This window comes from Micromonospora sp. NPDC049102 (assembly GCF_043197485.1).
Taxonomy (GTDB): Bacteria; Actinomycetota; Actinomycetes; order Mycobacteriales; family Micromonosporaceae; genus Micromonospora.
The window spans coordinates 311,380-325,896 of record NZ_JBICTE010000002.1 but is presented as its reverse complement, the minus strand read 5'-3'; the positions used below and the strand labels follow the sequence as shown (position 1 = coordinate 325,896).

Annotated in this window: 16 protein-coding genes and 2 pseudogenes; 15 read left to right on the top strand and 3 right to left on the bottom strand. The window is 72.0% G+C overall.

What is annotated here, in order from left to right:
* Nucleotides 1-46: 46 nt before the first annotated feature.
* A complete protein-coding gene (locus ACGFH9_RS04135; RefSeq protein ID WP_393214971.1) occupies nt 47-1,963 on the top strand; it encodes an ABC transporter permease subunit in 1,917 nt (638 codons plus the stop codon).
* Between the two features lie 10 nt (nt 1,964-1,973).
* Here the strand turns inward: ACGFH9_RS04135 and ACGFH9_RS04130 are convergent, their stop codons facing one another.
* A complete protein-coding gene (locus tag ACGFH9_RS04130) occupies nt 1,974-2,117 on the bottom strand; it encodes a hypothetical protein (RefSeq protein WP_393215293.1) in 144 nt (47 codons plus the stop codon).
* A gap of 107 nt (nt 2,118-2,224) precedes the next feature.
* Nucleotides 2,225-2,299: pseudogene (locus tag ACGFH9_RS04125) on the bottom strand (CDP-diacylglycerol diphosphatase); the annotation flags it as partial.
* Between the two features lie 253 nt (nt 2,300-2,552).
* Between ACGFH9_RS04125 and ACGFH9_RS04120 the strand changes: the two are divergent.
* Together ACGFH9_RS04120 and ACGFH9_RS04115 are read left to right on the top strand one after the other, a co-directional pair.
* Nucleotides 2,553-3,047 carry a hypothetical protein gene (locus ACGFH9_RS04120; RefSeq protein WP_393214968.1) on the top strand — a complete coding sequence of 165 codons (495 nt, stop codon included), beginning with the start codon at nt 2,553-2,555 and terminating at the stop codon, nt 3,045-3,047.
* Nucleotides 3,048-3,165: 118 nt separating this feature from the next.
* On the top strand, nt 3,166-3,792 hold the full coding sequence (locus tag ACGFH9_RS04115) for a phosphatase PAP2 family protein (protein ID WP_393214965.1): 627 nt from the start codon (nt 3,166-3,168) through the stop codon (nt 3,790-3,792).
* Between the two features lie 12 nt (nt 3,793-3,804).
* Here the strand turns inward: ACGFH9_RS04115 and ACGFH9_RS04110 are convergent, their stop codons facing one another.
* Nucleotides 3,805-4,554 carry a prepilin peptidase gene (locus ACGFH9_RS04110; protein WP_393215266.1) on the bottom strand — a complete coding sequence of 250 codons (750 nt, stop codon included), beginning with the start codon at nt 4,552-4,554 and terminating at the stop codon, nt 3,805-3,807.
* Between the two features lie 631 nt (nt 4,555-5,185).
* On the opposite strand from ACGFH9_RS04110, the gene ACGFH9_RS04105 reads away from it, so the two are divergent.
* From ACGFH9_RS04105 to ACGFH9_RS04050, 12 genes and pseudogenes are all read left to right on the top strand, one after another.
* The gene (locus tag ACGFH9_RS04105; RefSeq protein ID WP_393214962.1) at nt 5,186-5,752 is read left to right on the top strand and encodes a hypothetical protein; all 567 of its coding nucleotides are present in this window, start codon (nt 5,186-5,188) and stop codon (nt 5,750-5,752) included.
* A 41-nt stretch (nt 5,753-5,793) separates the two neighbouring features.
* Nucleotides 5,794-6,663 (top strand): hypothetical protein, encoded by an 870-nt coding sequence (locus tag ACGFH9_RS04100; RefSeq protein WP_393215263.1) that lies wholly within the window; start codon nt 5,794-5,796, stop codon nt 6,661-6,663.
* Between the two features lie 46 nt (nt 6,664-6,709).
* A complete protein-coding gene (locus tag ACGFH9_RS04095; protein ID WP_393214959.1) occupies nt 6,710-7,369 on the top strand; it encodes an SAF domain-containing protein in 660 nt (219 codons plus the stop codon).
* 2 nt (nt 7,370-7,371) lie between these two features.
* A complete protein-coding gene (locus ACGFH9_RS04090; protein WP_393214956.1) occupies nt 7,372-8,172 on the top strand; it encodes a ParA family protein in 801 nt (266 codons plus the stop codon).
* On the top strand, nt 8,162-9,703 hold the full coding sequence (locus tag ACGFH9_RS04085) for a CpaF family protein (RefSeq protein ID WP_393214953.1): 1,542 nt from the start codon (nt 8,162-8,164) through the stop codon (nt 9,701-9,703). Before ACGFH9_RS04090 ends, ACGFH9_RS04085 begins: the two co-directional genes overlap by 11 nt.
* Nucleotides 9,664-10,610: pseudogene (locus ACGFH9_RS04080) on the top strand (type II secretion system F family protein). The gene ACGFH9_RS04085 and the pseudogene ACGFH9_RS04080 overlap by 40 nt, the downstream one beginning before the upstream one ends.
* Nucleotides 10,611-10,647: 37 nt before the next feature.
* Nucleotides 10,648-11,517 carry a type II secretion system F family protein gene (locus tag ACGFH9_RS04075; RefSeq protein WP_393215260.1) on the top strand — a complete coding sequence of 290 codons (870 nt, stop codon included), beginning with the start codon at nt 10,648-10,650 and terminating at the stop codon, nt 11,515-11,517.
* A 29-nt stretch (nt 11,518-11,546) separates the two neighbouring features.
* A complete protein-coding gene (locus ACGFH9_RS04070; protein WP_393214950.1) occupies nt 11,547-11,750 on the top strand; it encodes a hypothetical protein in 204 nt (67 codons plus the stop codon).
* A 5-nt stretch (nt 11,751-11,755) separates the two neighbouring features.
* On the top strand, nt 11,756-12,202 hold the full coding sequence (locus ACGFH9_RS04065) for a TadE/TadG family type IV pilus assembly protein (protein WP_393214947.1): 447 nt from the start codon (nt 11,756-11,758) through the stop codon (nt 12,200-12,202).
* Complete coding sequence (locus tag ACGFH9_RS04060) at nt 12,199-12,666, top strand: TadE/TadG family type IV pilus assembly protein (RefSeq protein WP_393214944.1); 468 nt, start codon at nt 12,199-12,201, stop codon at nt 12,664-12,666. The genes ACGFH9_RS04065 and ACGFH9_RS04060 overlap by 4 nt, the downstream gene beginning before the upstream one ends.
* Nucleotides 12,663-13,106: a pilus assembly protein TadG-related protein gene (locus ACGFH9_RS04055; protein ID WP_393214942.1), complete on the top strand. Its 444-nt coding sequence runs from the start codon at nt 12,663-12,665 to the stop codon at nt 13,104-13,106. The genes ACGFH9_RS04060 and ACGFH9_RS04055 overlap by 4 nt, the downstream gene beginning before the upstream one ends.
* A 16-nt stretch (nt 13,107-13,122) precedes the next feature.
* On the top strand, nt 13,123-14,418 hold the full coding sequence (locus ACGFH9_RS04050; protein WP_393214939.1) for a LysM peptidoglycan-binding domain-containing protein: 1,296 nt from the start codon (nt 13,123-13,125) through the stop codon (nt 14,416-14,418).
* Nucleotides 14,419-14,517: the final 99 nt, after the last annotated feature.

The window sequence follows — 14,517 nt, the reverse complement described above, 5'->3', positions numbered from 1 at the left end:
CGGCTCCCTCACGGCGACCCAGCGCCGGCTGGGTCGTGACTGGCGAATGGCGGCGCTGTTCCTGACGCCGATGGCCGTGCTGGTCGGCGGCCTCGTCCTCGTACCGATCGCCCGGTCGATCGTCACCAGCACCACCGAACGGCACGGGCAGGAGTCCGTGTTCGTCGGCCTGGACAACTACCTCCACCTCGTCGGCGACGACCAGTTCCACACGGGCGTGGTGAACTCGTTCGTCTTCACCGCGTACGCCGAGATCTTCAAGGTCGTGCTCGGGCTGGCCGCGGCCCTGCTGCTGCACCACCGACGCCGCGGGCGGGCGGTGCTGGCGGGGTTGCTCCTGGTGCCGTGGGTGGTGCCGACAGTGGTGACGGCGTTCAGCTGGCGCGCGCTGCTCGACCCGATCTTCGGCAGCGTCAACAACCTGCTCACCGCCACCGGAATCGGACCGCTGCTGGTCGACCTGCACCTGGTCGACAGCTGGCCCGCGGGCTGGCTGTCCGACCCGTCCCTGGCCATGCCCTCGGTGATCCTCGTCAACGTCTGGAAGGGGGTGCCGTTCTTCACGGTGTGCTTCCTCGCCGGGCTGAAGGCCATCCCGGCCGACCTCTACGAGGCGGCGACCATCGACGGGGCCTCGGCCTGGCAGCGGTTCGCCAACGTGACGCTGCCCGGGCTGCGCCACGTCATCACCGTGACGGTGACCCTGTCGTCGATCTGGACGTTCAACAACTTCGATCTCGTCTGGCTGCTGACCCAGGGTGGCCCGGGTGACGTGACAGCGCCGTACGTGCTCGTCGCGTACTCGAAGGCGATCCTGCAGTTGCAGTACGGCGCGGGCGCGGCGGTCACGCTCGTCATGCTGCCGGTCATCGGCGGGCTGGTGTTCGTCCTGGTCCGGCTGCTGCGCCAGGACTCGGGGGCGAAACTGCCCCGAGTGCGACGCACGGCGCTCCGGATCGGTACGCGGGCACGCAAGGCCCTGCCGTGGGTGATCACCGCGGTGGTCACCGGCCTGCTGATCTGGGCGTCGCCGGACATCTTCTGGAAGGCAGCGGTCGTCCTCGGGGTGATCCTGCTGATCGCGGCGGCGGTCGGTCGGGTGGTGTCGACCCTCCAGTCGCGCGGCGGTCGTCGGGCGTCGTCGACGGTGTCGAGCCTGGGCTCCTGGGTCGCGCTCGCCGGGCTGCTCTTCTTCGTGCTGGGCCCGCTGTACTGGATCAGCGTCACGGCCTTCAAGTCCGAGGGCCAGGTCGTCATGCGTACGGACGACCTGTGGCCGACGCCCTGGACCACGGAGCAGTTCACCGCCCTGTTCGCCAACCAGCCGTTCGGTCGCTGGTACCTCAACACCCTGCTGGTGTCCGCGGCGTCCACGGCGGTGGCGCTGGTCTGCGCCGCCCTCGCGGGGTACGCGTTGGCCCGGCTGCGGTTCCGTGGGGCGCAGGGCTTCACCGTCACGGTGCTGCTCACCTACGTGATGCCGGGCGCGCTGCTGTTCATCCCGCTCTACCAGATGCTCATCGGCGTGCGGCTCACCGACTCGTTGTGGTCGCTGGTGGTGACGTACCCGACGTTCACGCTTCCGTTCGCCACATGGCTGCTGGTCGGCTACTTCTCCTCGATCCCGGTGGAGCTCGAGGAGGCCGCGCTCGTCGACGGCTGCACCCGCCTACAGGCGTTCGGCCGGGTGGTGCTGCCGCTGGCCAGGCCGGGGTTGCTGGCGGTTGCGCTCTTCACCCTGACCAACGCCTGGAACGAGTTCCTGTTCGCCTTCGTGTTCATCACGAAGGACGAGTACAAGACGCTGCCGGTGGGGATGCAGTCGATGATCGCCGGAGACGTCGTACCGCAGGGACAGCTCGCCGCGGCCTCGCTGCTCGTCAGCATCCCTGTGGTGATCATGTACGCGCTCGGGCAGCGCTTCCTGACCGAAGGACTGACCGCCGGAGCGGTGAAGGGCTGACCTACGGAGATCAGGTGTACGCGAGCAGGAAGTCGACGGTCCCCGTACCGCCGGGCTGGCCCTGCGGGGTCTGAAGAGCGGGCTCACTGTTGATGACGTAGAACCCGCCGTTGCCGACCAGGCGAGGGGTGACCGCCATCGCCTGGTGGGCCATGTTCGCCCCGGTGGATCGTACGACGAAGTCGCGCAGTTCGCCGGGTTGTTGCCGATCGCGTTGTCGCAGTTGTTGAGCTGCGTCTGGATACCACTGTGGATACCCGCCAGGTGGATGTGCAGTTGGTCCTGCTGGCGGGCGTCGGCCGAGTTGATCCCGAGCCCGATGTTCGGGTACACCACATGCGACGGCTGCCCCGGCTGAGCGTTGATCCAGGCGTCCAGCCAGTAGTTCGGCGCGGCTCGCCATCTGTCCGTCGTACCACCCGGGACCCGCCGTCCGAGGCAAAAGCGCCTCCGCGACGGTGGCCGACCCCCGCCGCCGATGGGAACGCCCGAGGCGACGACCCGCCCGCCCCTCCTGTCGTTGATCCGGCTGCACCCCTGGTCAGCGCCGACCACGGTGGGGGCACCGACGCACCGAGGAGAGACGCCGATGACCAGTCAACGGGAGACCGTACGGGTCGACCACGACCTGTTCCGCGCCGTGTACGACTCGCCCGCGTCACTACCCGGCCGGCACCGGTGGACCACCCCGGAGTCGGACGTCCGGCGTCTGGAGAAGCTGCTCGGCATGCCGACGCGGACGATCGGCGCCCCGCTCTGGGTCAGCGGTGACGAACCGGACTGCCCGAAGTGCGGCCGGCGGATCACCTGGTACGACATCGTCTCCTCGGCGGTGACCGGCCTGCACGACAAGGGCATGATCGCCGAGGTCATCCTCGGCGACCACAAGTACGTCAACACCGAGGTCCCGGACGCCATCCCCGGGGTGCACTGCGCCGACTGCCACACCGCCATCGACGGCCTGCGCAGCTTCAAGTGCCACAACTGGGCGTACGCCTTCGAGGCGCTGGAGGCCGTCCGGGAGCGCATGGCCGGCGGACCCGGCCCGACCCAGCGCGTGGCCGAGGGCCCCGCACCGACCTGAGCCCACGCCGAGCGGCCCGACGCCGGCGATCCACAGGCGCTCCCTCCGACACATGCGCTGCCGCGTTTCCAAGGTGCCCCCAAGATGAACGCGGTATGAAGGTGTGGTGAGGTGATTCATGACCGACAACGGCAGTACGGACGTCCCAGAGATCAGCGCCGAGTGGTACCACGACATCGTCGATGCCGCCGCCGGCACCCCGCATCCGGTGCAGTGGTTCGTCGAGCACGCCACCGAGGGGGTGATCCTGCTGCTCGGCGCGCTGCTGGTGGTGGCCGCGCTGCGCCGCCTGGCCGGCGGCCCGCACGACCGGGCGCTCGCCCTCGTCGCGCCACTGCCGACTCTCCTGGCGTACGCGGGCAGCGAATTCCTCAAGACCGTGGTGGACGAGGATCGGCCGTGCCGGACGGTGGGCCGGGCGATCATCGCCGGCGCCTGTCCACCGCCGGGTGACTACTCGTTCCCGAGCAACCACGCCACCCTGGCCGGCGCGCTGGCGATCACCACCCTGCTGCTGTCCCGGCGGCTCGGGCTGTTCGCGCTGCCGCTGGCCGTACTGGCCGCGTTCTCCCGGGTCTTCGTGGGCGTGCACTACCCGCACGACGTGGCCGCGGGGCTGCTGCTCGGCACCCTGGTCGCCCTGGTCGCCACTCCACTGCTGGCCCGCCCGGTCGCCGAGGCGCTGCGTCGCCGCACCGATGCCCGTCGTCCGGTACCCGACCTGGCCGGCCGACCCCGCCCGTAGACCCGCGAGAGCTCAGGTGGCCAGGAGCGCGCCCGCCGTGCCGAGGAGCAGGAACGGTCCGAACGGGAGGTGGGTGGTCCATCGGACCCGCCGTGTTACCAGCAGCCCGAGGCTCACCAGCGCGGACAGCCCGAACGTCAGCAGCAGCCCGAGCACGAGGACGGGCCAGCCGTACCAGCCGAGCAGCGCGCCCACGCTGAGCGCCAGCTTGGCGTCGCCCAGCCCGAAGCCCCGACGACCGAGCAGCAGAGTGCTGGCGGCGAAGAACAGCGCCAACCCCGCACCGGCGGTGACAGCTCGCGCCCAGGAGCCCACGCCGGCGTCGGTGAGCGCCGCCGCGCCGAGCAACAGCCATGTCCCGGCAGCCGCGGGCAGGGTGAGTCGGTCGGGTAGCCGGTGCACGGCCAGATCGACGACGACCGCCGGCAGGGTCCAGCCCAGCCACCACACCAGAGCCGGCAGCGCTCCGGGCGGCGGGCCGGCGAGCACGAGCAGCGCCACGGCGGCGAGCGCGGCAACCTCGATCGCGCCGGGCGGCGGCCCGACCCGGGCGTGACACCGGCCGCACCGGCCCGCCGGGCCGAGCGCCGGCCACGGCCTGGTCAGGCTGACCACGGCCCCGCAGGCGTCGCAGCCGGTCCGGCTGGGGGCATTCGGGGGTACGGCGTGACGCACGACCGCCAACCGCAGCAGCGGGGTGGCGAGCAGGGATGCCAGCACGGGCGCGAACCGGAGACGACGGGCACCCGTGACCGGCTCCACCTCGGTGCCTGGGCAGTCGGCCGACGCGGACGGTTGGCCGGGTGGTTCAGCCGTCAGCGCCACGTCGACCCCGCCGAACGTCCGGCAGCCACCCCGAAAGGTGAACACGGATCGTGACTGAACGTTCGCTCGGGTGTAGCGGATGACGCGGAAAGGGACGTCTGCCACCGGCGGCTCCCGCCTCTGGTGGGAACCAACGGCACGCGCCGAGGCGTGACCCGAGGTGCGGGTCGAAGGCCGGCACACGGGCGGGATGTCCCACTCCCGCAAGGGGCGCAGGGGTCACGACGGACCGACCCGGGCCGACATTGCCAGACCATCGGCGCCCCCTCGACCGGTCGCCGTCCGGAGTGCGGCTCGGACACCTGCCACCACCACCCATCATCACGCAGAGTGTTCGGTTGAATTACCTCTGTTGCATCGGCGATCGTGAGCTTATGCTCGCCCCTTGGGTGTGACGCAAGCCTCACCTCGACGACCGGAGAACACGGGACCTTGCATTTGTAGAAGATCCGCAACGGTGAATGCAGAAGCGAAATGAACGGTCGGATGTACTGATCCGGGCGCGCTTCCGCATGCTCGACAACGGCGTCTCGTCGCCACGTCGGGCGATCACGAGGAGGGTTCGGCGGTGCGCGGACGGCAGCTCAGACGAGCGGCAACCTGCCTGCTGGCGATCGTGGCGGCAGTGACGGTGACCGCCTGCGGCAGCGAGCAGGAAGCCGTCGAACGACCGGCATCGGGGCAGGGCGACGGAGCACGGACGGATACGGGTGCCGAACGCGCCGCGGCGGAGAAGGCGGCACTCGAGGCGTACTCCGGATACCTCACGGCCTCGCGCACGGCGAGTCGGCGCAGCGATCCGCACGCGCCGGAACTGTCCAGATTTCTCGCAGATCCACTGTTGACTCGGGTGCAATTGTCCATTCGCGACGCTAAGGAGCACGGCGCGATGCGTACCGGGACATTGAGATCCGATCCCACCGTGACGTCCGTCGACCTCGACTCCGACCCGGCCACCGTGGAGATCCAGGACTGCCTGGACGCGACCGGATACCGGCTGGTCTACACCAAGGACCAGAAGGTGGTTCCCGGCAGCGGTGGCGGCAGGCACCTGGCCACCGCCACCGCCACCCGCTATCCGGACGGCCGGTGGCTGATCAGCTCGGGTTCCGCGCACCAGGACCAGCCGTGCTGACCCGGCGGGCCCTCGCGGGGGTCGGCCTGGCGCTGCTGCTGATGGTCGGCGGGACCCTGCCGGCCGCCGCCGCACGGCGCGCCGGCCCGGGTGTGGAGTGCCCGCCCGGCCAACCGGACTGCAACGTCTGGGACGACGAGCCGGGCCACCCGGGCGACCCCGGCGGTGGTGGAGACAACGGCGGCGGCAACTCCGGTGGCGGGGGCGGGGGCGGTGTCTGCCAGTGGGGTGGCCGGACGATCCCCTGCTACGACGACCTGCTGGGCTGGTTCAACAACGGCGACGGCTGCTACTACAAGCTCGCCGAGCCGCAACCGCCTGCCGACGAGGGTCAGCAGTGGTACGTGCGGACCTGCAACGGCGGCGATCTCGGCGCCCAGGACACCCTGCCGCTCGACGGGCCTCCGCCCGGCTTCGGCGCTCCGCCGGACCCGGAGGAGCTGGCCCGGCGGGCCCTCGCGTCGATCAAGCTGCTGCCGGCACGGCTCAAGGTCGCCCCCCGCAAGGACGTCGGCCCCGGCCTGGTCGGGCTGCCGGTCTGGATGTGGGCCACCCCGAGCGCCAGCTACTTCGGGCCGCTGAACGCCTCCGCGTCCGACCGTGGACTGACCGTCTCGATCGAGGCCAAGGTCGACCGGATCGTCTGGAGCATGGGCAACGGCGACACGGTCACCTGCACCAAGCCCGGTACCCCGTACGACCCGAAGGGCAGGCGCGCCGGCCGCACCTCACCGGACTGCGGTTACGACCGGGGCTACCCGAAGGCCGGCACCTACCGGGTGGGCGCCACCACGTACTGGACGGTCCGCTGGTGGACCGACAACGGCGTCGAGGGCGACCCGATCGCGCAGACCCGGACCAGCGGCACCGTGCCGGTCCAGATCAGGGAGCTCCAGGTGGTGACCAGGTGAACGCGCCGGTTCTGCGAGCCCCACAGCCACGAATGGAGATCGAACGGTGAGTGTGGCGACGCGTAACGCGACCGGGCCGGTGGACGCGCCGGTCAGCCCGCCGAAGGTGGTCCGGCAGCGCCGCGTCCGCCCCGGGCTGCTGGGTCTCGCCGTCCTCCTGATCGCCCTCGGTGGGCTGGGGGCCGCGTTCGCGGTCACCTCGGTCCGGGCCACCGGTAGCTACCTCGCGGTGGCCCGGCCGGTGGAGGTCGGACGGGAGATCAGCGCGGCCGACCTGATCACCGTGCAGGTCGCCGGCGGCCAGGGGCTGCGCCCGGTGCCCGCCGGACGGCTGGACGAGGTGGTCGGTAAGCGGGCCGCCGTGGCGCTGGTGCCGGGCACCCTGCTCACCCTCGGGCAGATCACCGACGACCCGCTGCTCGGCCCCGGGCAGCAGCAGATCGCGCTCGGTCTGAAGACCGCCCAGGTGCCGGCCCGCGAGCTGCACCCCGGTGACAAGGTGTTGCTGGTCAGCACTCCGGACGACAACGCCACCGCGGCCGCCGCCGCGTCCGGCACCCGGTTCAACGCCACCGTCATCGACATGGTCACCTCGACGAACGACGAGAAGGTGCTGTACCTGGCGCTCCTCGTCCGGGACGTACCCGCCGTGGTGGCGCTGGCCGCCCAGGAGCGGATCGCCGTCGTGCTGACCGAGGCGGCCTGATCATGGCGATCATCGCGTTGGTGTCGGCGAAGGGGTCGCCTGGCGTGACCACCTCCGCGCTGGCCTGCGCGCTGACGTGGCACCGCCGGCTGGTCCTCGCCGAGTGCGACCCGGCCGGCGGATCGATCCTCGCCGGATATCTGGGCGGTCAGCTGGACGGCCCACGTGGCATCGGGGAGTTGGCCGTCGGCGAGCTGCGCGACGGCAACCTGGAGACCGCGTTCTGGTCCCAACTGGTCGACCTGGACGCGCCGCGCCGGGAACGGCTGCTGCTGCCCGGCCTGGTCGATCCGACGCAGGCCGGCAGCGTCACCCCGCTCTGGCAGCGCTTCGCCGACTACTTCAACGCCCTGGACCAGGGCACCCCCGGCTACGACGTGCTTGTCGACTGCGGCCGACTGCACGTCAACGGTCCACCGTGGCCGCTGCTGCGGGCCGCCTCGGTGGTGCTGCTGGTGACCCGGGCCCAACTGCCCGACCTGTCCGGGACGCGGGCGGCGGTCACCGCGATCGAGCGGGACTTCGCCGAACACCGGGTGCCGCCGGGCACCCTGCGGCTGCTGCTGGTGGGCGACGGGCACGGGCGCGCCGAGATCAGTCGCGGGCTGAAGCTGCCGGTGATCGCCCGGCTGCCGCACGACCCGCGTACCGCAGGGGTGCTCGCCCTCGGCGGGACCGTACGGGCCGGACGGCCGCTGCTGCGCGCGGCGACCGCGCTGGAGGTGCCGATCGGGGCGCTGCTGGAACGCCGGCGGGCACGACTGGCCTGGCCGGTGCAGCAGGGGGTGCCGGATGCGGTTTGAACCAGTCTCCGCCGACCCGCGCCAGCAGCCGCCGGGCGCGACGTCCACCGCGCCGCCGCTGACCCCGGCGAACGGCCGGCACCACCACGTGACGCCGATGCCGCAGCCGGCCCCGTCGGCCACGCCGCCACCCGACGCCGCGCCCCGGCCCCGGATGGACTTCCACGTGGTCCGGGAGCTGCGCCGGGAACTCACCGAACGCCTCACCCTGTGGCAGCGCGGCCGCGAGTTCACCGTCGACGAGGAGGACACCGAGCGCGCCCGGCTGGCCGTCCAGGTGGTCGCCGAGTACGCCGACGCGGTCCGCCGGGCCGGCACGCCGATGGCCGCCGGTGAGGAGCGCCTGCTGCTCGACCAGGTGACCGCCGAGCTGGTCGGGCTCGGCCGGCTACAGACCCTCCTGGTCGACGACACCATCGAGGAGGTGCACATCCTCGGCTGTGACCAGGTGCGCATCACCCGGCACGGCGGTGGGGTGGACTGGGGTGAGCCGATCGCCGACAGTGACGCCGAGCTGGTGGAGATCCTCCAGGCGGCGGCGCGGCGGGCCGGTGCGACGGAACGGTCGCTGTCCACCGTGAAGCCCACCCTCGACCTGCAACTGCCCGACGGCAGTCGGCTGGCCGCGGTGTTCCTGGTCAGCCACCGGCCGTACGCGGTGATCCGCAAGCACAACACCCTGGACGTGAGCCTCGACGACGTGGCCGGTAGCCGGGGCGACCTGGACGAGATGATCGACCCGTTGCTGCGCGACTTCCTGCGTGCGGCGATGCGCGCCGGGTTGAACATCATGGTCGCCGGGCTGGCCGGCGCCGGTAAGACCACGATCATCCGCGCGTTGATGAACGAGATCCCGCCCGACGAGCCGTACGTGCTGCTGGAGGAGAGCCGGGAACTGCTGCCGGCCCGCCGTCGGGAACGGCACCGGGCGGTGATGAGCTTCGAGGCCCGCGAGGGGCACGGCGAGCGCGGCTTCGACGGCCGCCCGGCGGGCGAGGTGACGATCGCCGACCTGATCCCGCTGTCGCTGCGGATGGGCGTCCTGCGGATCATCGTGGGCGAGGTGCGGTCCCGCGAGATCGTGCCGATGCTCCAGGCGATGACCACCAGCCGGGGGTCGATGTGCACGATCCACGCCCGTACGGCCGCCGGGGTGGGCGAGCGGATCGTCGAGCTGGCGCTGGCCCATGGCCGCGAGATGACCGTCGACCAGGCGCGCCGGATGGCCGGCAATGCCCTCGACCTGATCGTCTACGTCACCGTCGAGGACGAGAGCGCGATCGGCGGGCGTAAGCACCGGTTCGTCTCGCACGTGGAGGAGGTGATCGGAGCCGGCGAGGCCGGACGGATCACCACCACCACCGTCTTCGGCCCCGGTCCGGACGGCCGCGCGGTCCCCCGACACCTGCCCGAACGGGTCCGCGACCAGTTGCTCCGCGTGGGATACGACGTCCGACTGCTGACCCGGTGGATCGAGGCCGGCACCGGCGCCTGGCGGCGACCCCGGCAGACCCGACTGGCCCGGCGGTGACCTGATGGGAAACAGCCTGGAGTTGATCGCGGTGGTCTCCGGGGCCGCCTGCGTGGCAGGGCTCCTGCTCGCGGTTGTCGCACTGGTGGGCACCCGTCGACCCGCCGGCCCAGCTCCGGGGGCGGGGCCTGGCCTCAGCCGCCTCTGGCGCGGCTCCGGCGCCACCCCCGCCGAGCGGCGGTCCTACCAGACGTTGCTGCTCGTGGCAGTGGTCGCCGGCGCGTTGGCGTTCCTGCTCACCGGGCTACCGGTGGTGGGCCTGCTGGTGGCGGTGGCGGTGCCCGGAACGCCGTGGCTGTTCGCGGTGGGTAAGGCCGAGCAGCGGGCGATCGCCCGGATCGAGGCCGTCGGCGAGTGGACCCGTCGACTCAAGGACGTCTCGGGTACGGGCCAGGGCCTCCAACAGTCGATCATCACCACGATCGGCAGCGTGCCGCCCGTGATCGAGGACGAGGTACGAGTGCTCGCCGCCCGGTTGCAGGCCGGCTGGCTGGCCCGCTCCGCGCTGCTCGCGTTCGCCGACGAGATCGGCGACCCGGTCTGCGACCAGGTGGTGGCGGCGCTGATCCTGCACCTCACCGACCGGGGCGAACGGCTCGGCGACGTACTCGGTTCGATCGCCGGTGCGGCCGCCGCAGAGGTGGCGACCCGCCGGGAGATCGAGGCCAAGCGCACCCAGCCACGGTTCGCGGTCCGCTTCCTCACCGGCATGACACTGGCGACGCTGGCGTACGGGCTGGTCAACACCGAGTACATCAAGCCGTACGGGACGCCGGTCGGTCAGGTCGTGATGGCCGCGCTGGGCGCCGCCTTCATCGGCCTGCTGGCCTGGGTCCGCTCGATGAGTCAGCCGCAGCGGCCGGCCCGGTTCCTACCGGCGCCCGACCCACAGGAGGTCATCGCGTGAGCGTGAGTGGCACCGCGCCCAGAGGGGGAACGCGGTGATCGTCAACTGGCTCCTCGGCATCGCCGTGTCCGGTGGGGCGGCGATCGGGCTGGGCGTGTTCCTGGTGATCCGTGAGCTGGTGCCGGCCACTCCCGCGCTCGGGCCGGCACTGCGCCGCCTGCACCAACCGCCGGGCACCGGGCGGGTGGCTGCTCCCGCCTCCCGCCGGTTGGACTGGCTGACCGGGCTGTCCCGCTGGCTGCGACCGCCGCACCGGCAGCTCGCCCTGATCGGTCAGACCTCCGAGCAGTACGCGCTGTCGGTGCTGCTGTCCGCCCTGATCGGCCTGGCCGCGCCGGCCCTGCTCGTGATGGCGCTGTTCGTCCTCGGCATCTCGCTGCCACTGGCCGTACCGGTGCTCGGCAGCCTCGGCCTGGCGTTGATCGCCGGCCTGCTGGCACACCAGTCGGTGCTGACCAAGGCGAACGCCGCCCGCGACGAGTTCCGTCAGGCCGTGTGCACGTACCTGGATCTGGTGGCCCTGCAACTCTCCGCCGCGCACGGGCCGGTGCAGTCGCTGGAGCGGGCCGCCGCCGTCTGCGACGGCTGGGTGTTCGACCGCCTGCAGGAGGCGCTGCGGATCGCCCAGATGCAGATGCACGCGCCCTGGGACGAGCTGCGCGACCTCGCCGACAAGATCGGCATTCCGGAGCTGGGCGATGTCGGCGCGATCATGCGCTCCTCGGGCAGCGAGGGCGCACAGGTGCACGAGACCCTGCGCAGCCGGGCGGACTCGCTGCGCGACCAGATCCGCACCGACGGCCTGGCCCGCGCCGAGGGCGTCACCAGCAAGCTCGACATTCCGGGCGCGTTGCTCGTCTTCGTGCTGCTCGGCTTCGTCGTCTACCCGTTCGTGGTCCGCATCTGAATCGAACCCCCCGAGAAAAGGAGTACGCCATGCACATCCTCACCTACCTGCACGTCGTGCTGACGACGCGCCTCGCCGAACTCCGTCGCGACGGCGAGCGCGGCGACAGCCCGGTACCGACCGCCGTGATCATCATGGGTCTCGTCTTCGTGGCGACCGTCGTCACGGGCCTGGCCCTCGCCCGGGCCAGAGGCTGGATGAACGCCATCCAGGCACCCGCGAACCCGCAGTAACCGGCATGCGCCGAGCCGCTTTCCCGAGGTGGCGCCGAGCGGTTCCCGCCGCCCGGCGTCGCCTCGTGGCCGGCGATCGGGAGCGGGGTGCCAACCCGGTGGAGCTGGCCGTGGTGATGCCGCTGATCCTGGTGCTCTTGTTCGCCTCGCTCCAGATCGCTGCCGTCTTCCTGGCCCGCTCCACGGCGCTGAACGCCGCCCAGAGCGGGGTCAACGCCCAACGGCGCTACAACGCGTCCGATGGCGCCGGGGTGACCAGCGCCCGCCGGTTCCTGGCCACCACCGGCGATTGGCTGCTGGGCTGGGACGCCGGCGGCGGTCCGAACTGTGTGACAAGCGAGGTCGACGTGACCTGCACGGTGACCGGTCGGTCCCTGTCGGTCGTACCCGGCGTGCGCTTCGCGATCCGGCAGACCGCGCACGGGCCGGTGGAGCGGGTGACAGCGCCGTGATCCGGGCCGCCGAGCGGGGCTCGGTCTCCATCGAGGTCGCGGTGCTCGCGCCCGCGTTCATCGCGTTGATGGTGCTGGCCGGCGTGGCCGGACGCAGCGCGGTGGCGGCAGAGACCATCGACGCCGCCGCGCACGATGCGGCCCGCGCCGCCTCGATCTCCCGCAACGCCGCCGACGGCCGCGAGGAAGCGCGTAACGCGGTTCAGCGGCAGCTGGACTGGCGAGGGCTGAGCTGCACCGACACTCCGACCCTGACGTTCAGCGGCTCGGTCGGCCGGGAGACCACCAGCTTCGACGAGGCCTACGGCAGCGCGCTCGGCCAGAACGTGACGGTCACCGTCACTGTCGCGTGCCGGGTGTCCTTCCGGGATCTGCGACTCAACGCCGTGCCCGGGATGCCCAGCGAGAACCGCATCGAGGCCAGCTTCACCTCCCCACTGGACCGCTACCGGAGTCGACGATGAACGTCCGTACGCTCTCCGGCGACCACGGCCGGGTCAGCATCTTCCTGGCCGTGGCGATGGTCGGCGTACTGGCCATCGTGGGCCTCTCGTTCGACGGCGCGGGCCAGCTCCGCACGCTGCAGCACGCCAACAATCTGGCCGCGGAGGCGGCCCGCGCGGGCGGGCAGGCCATCGACCGGGCCACCGCGATCGAGGGCGGGCCGACGCGGATCAACCAGCCGCAGGCCCGCGCGGCGGTCGCCGACTATCTTGCCGCCGCCGGCACCACCAGCCACACCGTGAGCTTCCCGCGGATCGCCGGGGAGACCGTCGTCCGGGTACGCCTCACGATCACCTACCGCCGCTCGATGCTCGGCCTGTTCGGCTTGGCCAACCAGGTCACCGTCACCGGTGAGGCGACCGCGCGGGCCATCACCACAGGCCCAGCCCCGGCCCCATAGGAAGGAAGGCAGCCATATGTCCGCATCGGGTCGGTCCGTCGTACGGCGGACGGGACGCGTCCTCACCGGCCTCGGCGCGCTCGTCGTGCTCTGCGCTCTGGTGGCGGGTGCGCCGATCGCGTTGCTCGCCTTCGCCGGCAATCCCCTGCCCGACCATCTGCCCACTCTCGCCGAGGTGGGAACCGTCCTGACCAGCCGGGACGACGGGCAACTCTTCCTGCGGGCCCTGGCGCTCGCCGGTTGGTTCGGCTGGGCCACGTTCACCTTCTCGGTCCTCGTCGAGTTGGTCGCGCAGATCCTGCGCCGGCCCGCGCCGAAGCTGCCCGGAATGAGCCGCCAACAACGGGCCGCCGCCGCGCTGGTCGGTTCGGTCGCCCTGGTCCTCGCGGCCAGTCCGGCCGCCGCCAGCGCCGCGGCGATCTACACCGGTCCGGCGTACGCCCAGTCGAGCACGTCGACGAGCGCCGCCCGACTGCCCGAAGGTGGGCCGCTCGGGCTGGCCGGGAGTGGGCCGCTCGGCCTGGTCGCGCCCGGCGGCCCGAGCGCTGGTGAGCAGGTGGCACCGGTGTATCGCGTGGCGCGCGGCGACTATCTCGGCGAGGTGGCCGAGCGGTACCTCGAAGAGTTCGACGACTATCGACAGCTCGCCAAGCTGAACCGGCTGGACGACCCGGATCGGATTCGTCCCGGCCAACTGCTCCGGCTGCCGGCGGAGGCCACCGACCAGGGCGCCCACCCGCACGCCACCGGCAAACTCGTCGGCCGGCCCGCCACGCCCAAGCCACCGGCTCAGCGACCGGCACCCGAGCAGACCGCGCCGGAGCAGACCACGCCGGCACCCCCCGGCGGTACGGAGTCGACAGGTCAGGTGCCCTCGATGACCGTCGGCGCGGCTCGGGCCGGAACCACCGACCGGGTGAACCGTCCGCTCGCGGTGTCCGCCGTGCTGGCCGTCGCGAGCATCGTGGGCGCACAGATCGGCGCGGTTCTCGGGCTGCGCCGCCGCCCCGCCACCGCCGGTGCCACCCCCCGGTTGGTCGCGGCTGCCCGCGCACCCCGGCGCGGCGCGGATCGCAGTGGCGGCAGCTCCCGCAGCGGTCGGAGCAGCGGTGCCGCCTGGGCTGCCAGCCGTGCGGCCGCCGCCACCGGGAGCACAGCGCCGCCGACCGGAGGCCCGGCCGCGAGTGCCGAACCGGGCAGGACCGGTGAGCAGGACTGGACGGGTCGTGACCAGCGCGGACTGCCCGCCGACGGACCCGGCTGGGATGCCGTGCCGGATGAGCCGTCGAGCGGGCGGCACCGACGGAGCTGACCGGTCGCGCGACCGCACGCGGCGGCGGGTGGTCTGGGAAGCGACATACCTCAGAGGTATATCTATGACTCTGCGGTATATCGACTGTGAGCGACACCA